This is a genomic window from Leisingera sp. ANG49 (assembly GCF_059694505.1).
The window spans coordinates 38,988-50,480 of the sequence record NZ_JCATZN010000006.1; the positions used below are offsets into that span (position 1 = coordinate 38,988).

10 protein-coding genes are annotated in these 11,493 nt (G+C 62.6%); 2 read left to right on the plus strand and 8 right to left on the minus strand.

Annotation, left to right across the window (positions count from 1 at the left end):
* Positions 1 to 48: 48 nt before the first annotated feature.
* A complete protein-coding gene (locus tag AC58NV_RS18550) occupies positions 49 to 939 on the plus strand; it encodes a LysR family transcriptional regulator (RefSeq protein ID WP_497228438.1) in 891 nt (296 codons plus the stop codon).
* A gap of 1,258 nt (positions 940 to 2,197) precedes the next feature.
* Here the strand turns inward: AC58NV_RS18550 and AC58NV_RS18555 are convergent.
* From AC58NV_RS18555 to AC58NV_RS18590, 8 genes are all read right to left on the minus strand, one after another.
* Positions 2,198 to 3,136, minus strand: a complete 939-nt coding sequence (locus AC58NV_RS18555) for a 3-hydroxyacyl-CoA dehydrogenase NAD-binding domain-containing protein (RefSeq protein WP_497228439.1) — start codon at positions 3,134 to 3,136, stop codon at positions 2,198 to 2,200.
* Positions 3,137 to 3,155: 19 nt separating this feature from the next.
* Positions 3,156 to 3,896, minus strand: a complete 741-nt coding sequence (locus tag AC58NV_RS18560) for an SDR family NAD(P)-dependent oxidoreductase (RefSeq protein ID WP_497228440.1) — start codon at positions 3,894 to 3,896, stop codon at positions 3,156 to 3,158.
* On the minus strand, positions 3,896 to 5,314 hold the full coding sequence (locus tag AC58NV_RS18565; protein WP_497228441.1) for a gamma-aminobutyraldehyde dehydrogenase: 1,419 nt from the start codon (positions 5,312 to 5,314) through the stop codon (positions 3,896 to 3,898). The genes AC58NV_RS18560 and AC58NV_RS18565 overlap by 1 nt, the downstream gene beginning before the upstream one ends.
* A 12-nt stretch (positions 5,315 to 5,326) precedes the next feature.
* Entirely contained in the window at positions 5,327 to 6,262 is a 936-nt protein-coding gene (kce, locus tag AC58NV_RS18570; protein WP_497228442.1) for a 3,5-dioxohexanoate:acetyl-CoA acetone transferase, read from the minus strand.
* A 10-nt stretch (positions 6,263 to 6,272) separates the two neighbouring features.
* Positions 6,273 to 7,073, minus strand: coding sequence for an SDR family NAD(P)-dependent oxidoreductase (locus tag AC58NV_RS18575; protein ID WP_497228443.1), 801 nt, complete (start codon positions 7,071 to 7,073; stop codon positions 6,273 to 6,275).
* The gene (gene betC, locus AC58NV_RS18580; RefSeq protein ID WP_497228444.1) at positions 7,057 to 8,598 is read right to left on the minus strand and encodes a choline-sulfatase; all 1,542 of its coding nucleotides are present in this window, start codon (positions 8,596 to 8,598) and stop codon (positions 7,057 to 7,059) included. Before betC ends, AC58NV_RS18575 begins: the two co-directional genes overlap by 17 nt.
* Positions 8,595 to 9,734: an aromatic ring-hydroxylating oxygenase subunit alpha gene (locus AC58NV_RS18585; protein WP_497228445.1), complete on the minus strand. Its 1,140-nt coding sequence runs from the start codon at positions 9,732 to 9,734 to the stop codon at positions 8,595 to 8,597. Before AC58NV_RS18585 ends, betC begins: the two co-directional genes overlap by 4 nt.
* 96 nt (positions 9,735 to 9,830) lie before the next feature.
* Positions 9,831 to 10,859, minus strand: coding sequence for a GlxA family transcriptional regulator (locus tag AC58NV_RS18590; protein WP_497228446.1), 1,029 nt, complete (start codon positions 10,857 to 10,859; stop codon positions 9,831 to 9,833).
* A 246-nt stretch (positions 10,860 to 11,105) separates the two neighbouring features.
* Between AC58NV_RS18590 and AC58NV_RS18595 the strand changes: the two genes are divergently transcribed.
* Positions 11,106 to 11,465 (plus strand): transposase, encoded by a 360-nt coding sequence (locus tag AC58NV_RS18595; RefSeq protein ID WP_497228568.1) that lies wholly within the window; start codon positions 11,106 to 11,108, stop codon positions 11,463 to 11,465.
* Positions 11,466 to 11,493 lie beyond the last annotated feature (28 nt).

The following is an 11,493-nucleotide window of genomic DNA, read 5'->3' on the forward strand; positions in this document are numbered from 1 at the left end:
TGGTCTTTGCTCAGCAAATAATGAGTTTTGCTCATCTAAGGAAACAGCATGCTGCCGTCTCTCTCCGCATTACGCGCCTTCGAAGCCGCCGCCAGAACGGGCAGCTTCCGCGCTGCGGCTGAGCATCTGTCCGTGACCCCCACCGCAATCAGCCACCATATCCGCGGCCTCGAGGAGCAGCTTGGCACCAAGCTGTTCAAACGTTCCGGGCGCGAGGTGGTGCTGACGGAAGACGGGCAGCGGCTGGCTGAAACGGCGGTTCAGGCCTTCGGCATGCTGGAAGATGCCGTCCGCGCCCTGAGACGCACGTCCCGCAAGACCGTGCGCGTTGCCACCGGACCGATCTTCACTGCCCGCTGGCTGATGCCGCGGATCAGCGACCTCTGGGAGAAGCATCCCGAAATCGAGCTGGAAGTGGTGCCGTCTTATCAGCCCGGCACGCTGAATAGGGAAAACGTCGATATCGTGATCCGCTGGGAGCGCATGTCGGAGATGCCCGAAGGGGCTGTCAAACTGCTTGAACTCAGCCCGGTGGCTATTGCGTCAAAAGAGTTCCTCACCCGGTTCGGCCCTGTGAAATCGCCCGGAGACCTGTTGCAGCTGCCTCTGTTGCACCAGAGAAACCACTGGGGATGGCTGGACTGGTTCACGGCGATGAACGTGCGGGTTCCCGGTTCTCTGCGCGGTCCGGTATTTGAAGACGCCAATGTGCTTTTACGGGGTGCGGCCGAAGGCCAGGGGGTCATTGTCGGATGGCTGCCGCTGATTGACCAGGATCTGGCAGACCACCGGGTCGTCCGGCTCTTTGATGAGCAGATCGCCCCGACCCATGGCTATTACCTAGAAGACCGCCATGGCAGCCGGACGCGCCGCGAAACGCAGGTTGTGCTGAAGTGGCTGACGGACCAAAGCGGCCGGGCCGGCATTGGACACCACTGACCTTCGGCCGGACTGATTTGGCCCGGCCGAACCGGCTTGCCGGGAACGGTCTGGCGAACCTCCGGCAGCCGGTATCTTCCCTGATACACGAAACCGAACAGTCGGATTGCAGGCATTAGACCCCTGTCGGAGGAGGGCTGCTTCATCTGCGCGGCCCAGCCTTGGCCTTTGAAACACCACTGTGCCTGGTCTGAATGGCCGGGTTTTCTTCTGCCATGCAGCGGGAGCTTTTGCACATCGAAGGTCCTCCCGCCGTGTTGGTTCTCGGTAACGTTGCCTGCAAGGTGGGACAGGGCTATTTCCCGGTCTTCTTACGGCACTACAACGTGTCTGACATCAGCACCTGTGGGACTCTGATTGAGGGATTTGCATAATGGAAGGTTTCTGGCTCATCTGAACCGTCAAGGAGTGAAAATGAGACGGAAAGCTGAAACCGGGGACAAACCGACGGCTGATCGGGTCGTTAAAGACATTCGCCGCAAGACGCGCAAGCACCTTTCGGCTAAGGAGAAGATCCGCATTGTGCTGGAAGGTTTCCAAGCGCGGATCCTAATGGCTGCGGACCGCCCGCCTGTCAGCAGAGCCAAAAGTGATCCATATTAGGTGACAACTCCGGCGCATCCTCGCCGATCACCGCCGTTTTTTTCCAGTCTCTTCCAGTCATAGAGGATTTCTTCAACAGCACCACCCATGGCGGAGGATGCTGCAACATGACAGCGTAGGACAGGCTGCAGGTCCTAGTCGGCAGCCAAGCGGCCCCTGAGCCATCGGTTACGGCTAAGCGGCATCGAGAACAGCTAAACCTTGCGGACCACGCCGGGCGCGTCGATGAACTTGGAAAACCGACCGGGGACTTGCCCCGGCGGAGTTTCGAGCCGCCGTTCAAATTGGGTTTGCTTGGCCGGTCGGACCTCACACAGGAAATTGGTCAACATCGTGTACCTGGCAATTCTTGACATAAATTCACTTAGGCGGTTTCCGGGCCCGTAGCATTAAGCGCTACCGGAACTCGCTAGTACACCTGCTGAGAGAGCCACGGGCCCGATGGCTTGGAATGCTCCAAGGCGATTGAAACCTTGCCGTTAGCGCTGCTTGCGAAGGCGCCCTTTTGCAGCCGTCTAACAAATTTGCAATTGCGACCGTACTGCTTGCCCAAAACGGCCGTTGCCACTCAGTGCAGGACGTCAGATTTAAGATGCCGATTAGCGACTATCTTGCAATTCTTCCCCACGCCCCCAAATCCTGCATTATTCTGATCTTACCGTCCCTTTTCCATGTCTGCCAGGGCGCTTTGCAGCTTCACGATTTTCGCGTCGCGCTGGGCTGCCAGGTCTTCGACAGACATATCGCCCGTCGCTTCGGCAAGGCCGTTTGCAAGGATTTCGGAGACTTCAGGGGTGAGTTCCGGCGACCCCAGATCATCCCACCAGCCGTTGAAGGTATCAGAGAAATGCTCGCAGAAAGCCGCCAGCCCGCCCGATCCGGCCCCCAGGCTGAAAAGAGTTGTCGGCCCCATCACCGCCCATCGCAGCCCGGGACCCGCGAACATCGCCTTGTCGACATCGCCAACGCTGGCCACGCCGGACAGCACCAGGTGGATCGCCTCGCGCCAAACGGCGGCTTGAAGCCGGTTGGCAACATGGCCGGGGACATCCTTGTTCACCCGGATCGTGACTTTGCCGATGTCCTTGTAGAATTGCTCCGCCGCCGGCACCGCGTCCGGATCGGTCAGACCGTTTCCCATCACCTCGACCAGGGGGATCAGGTGCGGAGGATTGAAGGGGTGGCCCAGAATGAAACGGCCGGGGTTTTCCCACCCGGCCTGCATCTGGCCCAGCGTCAGCCCGGAGGCCGAGCTTGCCACGATGGCACCAGGTGCAATACCGGGTTCGATTTCCGCAAAGAGGGCATGTTTGACCGGCAGCCGTTCAGGCACGTTTTCCTGAATGAAACCAGCGCCTTCAACAGCCTCCCGCGCCGAGCGCACGAAGGTGACGCGGTCCGGGTTGCCCCGTGCGGTCAGCCCCAGCGCGCTCATGGTCTGCCAGGCCTGGTCAATATAGGCGCGCACCGTGTCCTGTGCGCCTTCGGCAGGGTCGTAGACCGCAACCGACCGGCCGGAGGCCAGGAACAGCGCGGTCCAGCTGGCGCCGATAGTGCCGGCGCCCAGCACCGCAGTATGTGTGATATCTGCCATCAGAACAGCCCCGTTTCGATCAGAACAACCCGGTGTTGATTGGTGACGCAGCGGTCATGCCGCCGTCAATGGTGAACAGCTGCCCGGTGGCGAAACCGGCCTCGTCCGAGGCCAGCCAGACCGCCATGGCGGCAATATCGGCAGGCTGGCCGAACCGGCGCGCCGCATGGCGGGCCAGCGCGTCCCGGCGCGCGGCCTGCGGATCATCCGCGAGCTCAAATCCTGCCTCCAGCATGCCGGTTTCGATCCAGCCAGGGCAGATCGCATTGCAGCGGACATCGGGGCCATGGTCCACTGCGATGGAGCGCGTCAGCCCGTGCACAAAGGCCTTGGACGCGTTGTAAAGCGCCATGGAAGGATCCGCGGAGTTGCCTGAGATGGAGCCGATGTTGATGATCGACGCGCTCTTGGACAGGACCGGAATGAACGCCCGGCACATGTTGAACACGCCCCGGCAGTTCACGCCCATGACCAGCTCCCAGTCGGCGTCGGTGCTGTCCACGACGGTTTTCTCGACCTGGACACCCGCGTTGTTGACCAGAACGTCTATGGTTCCGGCAGCCTGTGCCAGCTCTGCCACCTGCTGAACATCCGCGACATCGACGCTGTGCCAGGCAACGGCATCCGGCAGCCCCTCGGGCCGGCCGCCGCGGCCGCAGGTGATGACAGTTGCGCCCTCAGTCAGGAACGCGTCGGCAATGCCGCGGCCGATCCCCTGACGGCCGCCGGTGACCAGTGCCCTTTTCCCTGCAAGCCGCATCAGTGCGCCACCATCACATGCCGGACCGAGGTATACGCATCGAGCGCATAGACGCTCATGTCGCAGCCGGTGCCGGAGCCTTTCATCGCCGCCCAGGGCATCTCCGGTGTGGCGATGCCGTGGGTGTTGACCCAGGTAAAGCCATAGCGCAGGCGGCTGGTCATTTCCATCGCGCGCCCGACGTTGGCGGTCCAGACCGACGAGGCCAGCCCGTAGCGCCCGCTGTTGGCAATGCGCAGGGCATCTTCGGCCTCGCTGAAGCGGGAGATGGAAACGACGGGGCCGAAGACCTCGCTGGTTGCAACCTCGGCATCGTTGCTGACATTGGCCAGCACAGTGGGGCGGTAGAAAAAGCCTGCGCCTTCCTCTGCCGTGCCGCCGGCCACAACCTCGCAAGCCGCGCGGGCGCGGTCGACAAACCCGGCCACACGGTCGCGCTGACCGGCTGAGATAACCGGTCCCATTTCCGTGCCCTCGGCCTTTTGCGCGCCGGTGCGGATCCGGCTGACCTGCGCCGCTATCGCCGCGACCAGCTTGTCGTAGACACCCTCCTGCGCCAGCACCCGGCAGGGCTGGGCGCAGTCCTGGCCGGCATTGAAGAAACTGCCGTAGCGGATGGTTTCGACAACCGCCTTGATATCGGCATCGTCAAACACGATCACCGGCGCCTTGCCGCCCAGCTCCAGATGCACATGGCGGATCTGATTGCCGGCCGCACGCATCGCCGCCATGCCGGTGGCGGGGCTGCCGGTCACGGTGATGGCCTCCATCTGCGGGCTGTTGATCAGCTGATCGCCGACACCCGGCCCGGTGCCGTGGATCACGTTCAGCACGCCCTTCGGCAGGATCCCGTTCAGCAGCTCCGCCATGCGCAGGGTGGACAGCGGCGTCAGTTCCGAGGGTTTCAGGACCACGGTGCAGCCCGCCGCGATCGGCGCCGCCAGTTTCCAGGCCGCCATCATCAGCGGGTAGTTCCAGGGCGCAATGGCGGCCACCGGTCCTACTGGATCGCGGCGGATCATGCTGGTGTGGCCTGCCACATATTCCCCCGCGGCGGAACCGGTCATGGTGCGCGCCGCGCCGGCGAAGAAGCGGAACGTGTCGATGGTCAGCGGCATCTCGTCGTCGCGGGCAGAGGGCCAGGGCTTACCGGCATTCAGGCTTTCAAGCGCGGCCAGCTCATCCTGATGTGCCTCCAGGCAGTCCGCAATCGCCAGCAGCAGAGCCGACCGTTCCACCGGGGTGCTGCGCGAAAAGCTATCGAAGGCCTCCTCGGAGGACCGCACCGCGGCCTCCACCTGTTCCGGGCTGGCTTCACGCACTTGGGTGATCTCAGTCCCGGTGGCCGGATCGGTGACCTGCAGCGCCGCTCCGTCACCGGCAACCAGTTCGCCGTTGATCAGTATCTTAGTCTGCATGGTCTCTCCCCCTCAGAATGCGACCTGATCGCCGCCCTTCAGGCCCAGGCGTGCGCGCGCCTCTGCCAGGGTGGCAACCTTGTGGCCCAGGTTTTCGATGATGCTGCGGATCTTCCTGACCTGCTGCGCGCTGGACACGGCCTTTTCGCCCGGCCCGATGTACAGGCTGTCCTCCATCCCGACGCGGACATTGCCGCCCAGCAGGGCGCTTTGGGTGGTGAAGGGCATCTGGTGGCGCCCGGCTGCCAGAACCGACCATTCATAATCGTCGCCGAACAGCTTGTTGGCGATGGTGTGCATATGCATCAGGTTGTCCAGATCGGCCCCGACGCCGCCCAGGATGCCAAACACCATCTGCACAAAGATCGGACCATCAATCCAGCCCTGGTCGCGGATCCAGGCGAGGTTGTAGAGGTGGCCCAGGTCATAGCATTCGAACTCGAACCTGGTGCCGTGGCCCTGGCCCAGTTCCTTCAGGCAATACTCGATATCCGCAAATGTGTTGCGGAAGATGAAGTCGCGGGTCATCTCCAGGAATTCCGGCTCCCACGCGTGCTTCCAGTTCGAATACTTATCCTTCATCGGGAAGATGCCGAAGTTCATCGACCCGATGTTCATGCTGGCCATCTCGGGCGAGGCGCGGGTGGCGGCGCGCAGGCGCTCCTCGCGGGTCATACCCAGCCCGCCGCCGGTGGAGACATTCATCACCGCATCGGTCGCCTGCTTTATCCGCGGCAGGAAGTCCATGAACAGATCCGGGTCCGGATCGGGCTTGCCGGTTTCCGGGTCGCGCGCATGCAGGTGGATGATCGACGCTCCTGCCTCCGCCGCCTCGATCGAGGCGGCGGCGATCTCGCTGGGCGTGACGGGCAAATGCTCGGACATGGTCGGGGTGTGAATGCCGCCGGTCGGGGCGCAGGTGATGATGACGGATTTCTGCTTGGCCATGGTTGAGTCCTCAGAGCTTCATCTGCTGCACCTGGGCCGACAATCCGCCGTCCAGCACCCACAGCTGGCCAGAGGCATAGCGCGCCTCGTCTGAGGCCAGCCAATTGACCAGGTTGGCGATATCCTCCGACGTCCCGTAGGTGCGCATCGGATGGACATCGCGCACCGCCTGCTGCAGCTGGTCAATCGTCTTGCCGCCGCCGCCGGAGCCGTCGCCGGTGAAGAAGCTTTGCAGCATCGGCGTGTCGATATAGCCGGGGCAGATGGCGTTGACGCGGATGCCCTCGGGGCCGTGGTCGCAGGCCATCGCCCGGGTCAGCGCATGCACCGCGCCCTTGGTGGCGCAATAGGCGGCAAGACCGGGATCGGCGATGAACCCGTCGTAGGAGCCGAAGTTGATAATGCTGGCGCTGCTGCCCGACCGGGCCGCCGCGCGCAGCAATGGCAGCGCGTATTTCGAGGCCAGGAAGGTGCCGGTGCAGTTCACCGCAAAACTGCGGTTCCAGTCCTCCAGCGTGGTGTCCTCGATGGTCTTTTCAATCTCGATCCCGGCGGCGTTGACCAAAATGTCCAGCCTTCCGGAATCTGAATTCACCTGCTCCATCGCAGCGATGGCATCGGCCTCCTGGGTGACATCCAGCCTGACGAAGATGCTGCCGTCCTCGTCATGCGCCGCCAATGATCCCTGCGGGGTCAGGTCTGCCGCATAAACCCGCGCGCCTTCGCGCAGAAACCGCGCCACAATCGCGCGCCCGATGCCGCCGCGGCCGCCGGTGACCAATGCGGTCTTGCCTTCAAGTTTTCCTGTCATCTGTGTTCCCCGGGTTCAAACGGTAATGCTCAGCGGCCACGGTCCAGTCCATGTGGTTGCGCACATACTGCTGGCTGGCGTCGGAGGGCGGGTTGTAATCCCAATGCTCTCCGGCCCCTGCTTCCATTGCGGCATGCAGGATGCGGCGGGATTTCTGGGTGGCGATGATGTTGCGGCGCAGCTTCTCGCTGTTCCAGCGATTGCCGGCCTCCGCCGCAAAACCGGCGGCGGCCTCCGCATAGGCCGGATCGGTGGCAAGGTTTCTGGTCTCCAGCGGATCCTTGGCCAGATCATAAAGCTGCGGCGGATCGGCGTCGCAGTGGATGTACTTGAGGCTCCCGCGCCGGATCATGAAAACGGGGCAGGGGGTCATCTCGGCGCAGTATTCGCCGATCGCTTCATCCACCGGGTCCGCGTCACCGCGGGCCAGCGGCAGCAGCGACCGGCCGTCCACCGGTTCACCCAGGATCGCCGCATCGCCGCCAGCGATGTCCACGAACGTGGGCAGCAGGTCGATCAGCGAGCAGGCATTGGCGGCCGTGCCCTGCGCGATGCCCGGCCCTGCCATCACCAGCGGCACCCGGGCGGAGTGCTCAAAGAAGTTCATCTTGTACCACAGCCCGCGCTCACCCAGCATGTCGCCATGGTCGGCGGTGACGATGATGATTGTGTCCTCACCTGCACCGATGCCGTCGATGGCTTTGACGATTTCACCCACCTTGCTGTCGAAATAGCTGACATTGGCCAGATAGGCGCGGCGGGCGCGACGCACCTCCTCCTCGCTCAGGGGGACAACACTGGCTTCAATTCCGTCCATGACACGGCGCGAGAAAGGGTCCTGGTCCTCAAGGCCCGGCACATATTCGGGCATCGGGATCTCTTCACCCTCATAAAGATCCCACCACTCGGGTTTGGCGACATAGGGGTCGTGCGGATGGATGAAGCTGGCCACCAGGCAGAACGGCGTCTCCTCCCCCGCCGCCCGCGCGCGGCCCCGGTCGATCAGCCAGCGGCGTGCGGCAAATCCGACCTCGTCATCGTAATCGGTCTGGTAGGTGGCAACTGCGACACCGCTTTCCTTGACCGTTTCCATGTTGTGATACCACTTGCCTATGCGCTCATCCGGCGCCTCCCAATCCGGGGTCCAGGCAAAATCGGCGGGGTAGATGTCGGTGGTCACCCGGTCCTGAAACCCGTGTTTCTGGTCCGGGCCGACAAAATGCATCTTGCCGGACAGGCAGGTGCGGTATCCCAGCGCCTTGAGGTAATGGGCAAAGGTCGGCACCGAGGCGCGGAATTCGCTGGCGTTGTCATAGGCGGCAATGCGGCTGATCAGCTGCCCGGACATGAAGGCAAACCGCGACGGCGCGCACAGCGGCGAGTTGCAGTAGGCCGCATCAAACCGCATGCCGCGCGCCGCCAGCGCATCGATATGCGGGGTCTTCGCCACCGGGTGGCCATAGGCGCCGGTCCAATGCGGCGCCAGCTGGTCGGCCATGATGACAACGATATTGGGCTGCGTCATCCTGCGGCCCCGGCATAGGCCTCCAGCACCAGCCCGTGGAAGTGGTGCACCGCATGCTCCGACTTGCCCGAACCCGTGGGGTCGTTGACGATGCGCCCCTGGGTGAACGCAGGCGTGTTCATACCGCGCTGGACGCTTTCCACCAGATTGATGTCCTCGACCTGCAGCACCTCGTCCAGGTAGCGGATGGCATCCAGCTCGCCCGCGTCGGGTTCCGGCGTTTCCAGGAAGAAATCATAGGTCTCCAGCGTCCGGTCCGGTCCGACGGGAATGATGTTCAGGACAATCATGCTGGACCGCCCCGGATAGCGCATCAGGCAGGTAGTCGGCCACAGCCACCAGACCGCATGGGTGCGCACGGTGGCATTGGACACGTCATAGGCCGTGTTCGCGGATTTTCCCGCATCCGCCATATGGCTGGAGTAAATCCCGTGCGTGGTCACCTTGTAGGTGTCCATGTCCACCAGATCGCAGAAATCCTTGTGCGCGGTCGGGCAGTGGTAGCATTCCAGGAAGTTGTCGACGACGTTCTTCCAGTTCGACTTGATGTCATAGGTCAGGCGGTGGCCGAAGGTCAGCCGGTCGATATCCGGCGCCCAGTGGCGGATTTCGGTTTCCAGATTGCCGGACTGCTCTCTGAGCGGCGCGGCGGTTGGATCCAGGTTGACGTAAACAAAGCCCGCGAACTCCTCGGCCTGCACCTGATCCAGGCAGATGTCACCGGTGCTGAAATTCTCCAGATGTTCGGTTTCCGGCGCCCGCACCAGCTGGCCGTTCAGCTTGTAGACCCAGGCATGATAGGGGCACATGATGCGGGTGGTGCTGCCTTCGCCCTTCAGCAGCTCGTGCGCGCGGTGCTTGCAGACGTTGTAAAAAGCGCGCAGCACGCCCTCGCGGTCCCGGACCACGGCAACCGGCTGGCCCGCAATATCAACGGTGACATAGGACCCGGGGTCGCGGAGCTTCTCCACGTGGCAGACCCATTGCCAGGACTTGGCAATGATTTCGCGCTGATCGGCGGCAAACCATTCCCGCTGAACGTAGGCATCCGCCTTCAGCGATTGCGAATTGCCCGCGTCGGCGGAATAGCCGTCAGCGATGGTTGCGAACTGGGCCTTGGTCGGTAGGTCTGTCACGCCGAACACTCCTTTGCCTGCCTGTTGAGGGCGTCAAGGATATGTTCGGCGAAAAACCGGCCCCTGTGCGGAACTCAAATCGCCGTCAATTGAACTTCATTCGCCATTCTGCAGGGCTTTTGATGGCCGGTACATGGGCCAGGCCCGGAATTCAAAAGGCACTCTTCCCTCGATCCGGTCTTGCCTTGGCGGCAGACCGAACCGCTGCTTGTAAGCGCGCGCAAAGTGCACATGGCTGGGAAAGCCGCAGGCCTGGGCAATCTCGGAGATCGGCAGCTCCGTCTGGGTGACCAGCCCGCGCGACCGGTCCAGCCGGATGTCGCGGTAGTACAGCTGCGGGCTTGTCCGCACATATTCCTGGAACAGCCGGTTCAGCTGCCGCTGCGACACCCCGGCCAGCCTGCACAGGTCGGGAATGCTGATCAGCGTTTCCAGATGGCGTTCCATGATCGCGATGGCTTCCCGGACCTTGGGCGGGGCGGTATTCCCCAGGGGCTCAAGCTGGCCGTCGGTCTGATGCGCGCCGGGGCCGCGCAGATTCTGGTAGAACAGATATTTCGCACAGTCGTTTGTCAGCGCGCCGCCAACGATCCCGTGCAGAAGGAACAAGGCGAATTCTCCCGCGGCAGAGCCGCCGCAACAGGTTCCGATACTGCCTTCGTGCAGAAACAGGTCCTCGCTGACCTCGGTTTGCGGGTATTTTTCCCCGAAGGCATCGATGTGCTCATAATGAACGGTCGCCCGCCACCCCAGCAGCAGGCCTGCCTCGGCCAGGATGAAGGCCGCGGTATCGAGCCCGGCAATATAGCTGCCCGTCCGCGCATGTTTCCGGATCGCGGACAGCAAGGGTTCGCTGGAGAAGGCCTCGGGCGTCCAGCTGCTGGAAACGGCAACGATATCGGGCTGCATCTGCTTCAGCGCTTCCAGCGGCCTGGTGGCAATTTCCAGGCCATTGCTGGCCCGGCAGAGCGCCCCGGCCTCGCTGGCGATGTGCCATTGGAACAGCTGCTTCCCGGCCAGATAGTTCGCCGCCCGGAACGGGTCCAGAAACGCCATCGTCGCCGCAAGGTTGAAATGCGGTGTGACCAGGACCAGAATTTCTGTGGTTTCCCTGTTTTTCAGCATGGCCTCTACACAGCAGCTTCCAGGTTGCACGGCGGCACATGCAGCAAACCACCCCGGCCGCGGAAACACCAGCCTCTGCAGACGAGGCGGCTCCAGGCAGGGCAACGTTTTCCGGCCCGGGCGGCATCGAATTCGCCCAGCAGCTGAAATTGAAGTAGAAGTGAACAGCCGAGTTTTACTTGCGTACAGTTAAGCGCTGCGACTTGATGGCAGCCCGCTTCACCTCAAGAGATGACCACGGATGCAATGCAGCATAAGTACCAAGGCGGCAGTATCCTCCGGCCAGAACGGCCCGTACCTGACTTTGATCAGGGTTTCAGTTGTCCTTTTCCCTCAAAACTGTGCCGTTACTTAAGCAGAGAAAAGGGACGGAAGACGGCACTGAAACAGTATCCGGACCAAGACAATCTCAAGCTTTTGCGTGAGATTGAACCGAGGCTTGCGGATGGCGGTGACGTGCGCACGGCTTGCCGAGGCGCCGGTGGTAGCGATGCGACCTACTACAAATGGCGCCGCCGGTTCAACGGTATGGGCAAGTCTTATCTGCCGAAACTGCACAGGCTTGAGAGAGAATGCCGGGTTGAAGGTGGTAGTTGCGTAGCTTGAGTTGGACAGGTTGCCCCTCGTCTGCCTG

Coding starts and splice junctions, on each gene's coding strand:
- betC (WP_497228444.1), bottom strand. CDS start 8,598: ATGACGCAGCCCAATATCGTTGTCATCATGGCCGACCAGCTGGCGCCG.
- AC58NV_RS18575 (WP_497228443.1), bottom strand. CDS start 7,073: ATGACAGGAAAACTTGAAGGCAAGACCGCATTGGTCACCGGCGGCCGC.
- AC58NV_RS18560 (WP_497228440.1), bottom strand. CDS start 3,896: ATGCGGCTTGCAGGGAAAAGGGCACTGGTCACCGGCGGCCGTCAGGGG.
- AC58NV_RS18550 (WP_497228438.1), top strand. CDS start 49: ATGCTGCCGTCTCTCTCCGCATTACGCGCCTTCGAAGCCGCCGCCAGA.
- kce (WP_497228442.1), bottom strand. CDS start 6,262: ATGGCCAAGCAGAAATCCGTCATCATCACCTGCGCCCCGACCGGCGGC.
- AC58NV_RS18555 (WP_497228439.1), bottom strand. CDS start 3,136: ATGGCAGATATCACACATACTGCGGTGCTGGGCGCCGGCACTATCGGC.
- AC58NV_RS18590 (WP_497228446.1), bottom strand. CDS start 10,859: ATGCTGAAAAACAGGGAAACCACAGAAATTCTGGTCCTGGTCACACCG.
- AC58NV_RS18595 (WP_497228568.1), top strand. CDS start 11,106: ATGCAGCATAAGTACCAAGGCGGCAGTATCCTCCGGCCAGAACGGCCC.
- AC58NV_RS18565 (WP_497228441.1), bottom strand. CDS start 5,314: ATGCAGACTAAGATACTGATCAACGGCGAACTGGTTGCCGGTGACGGA.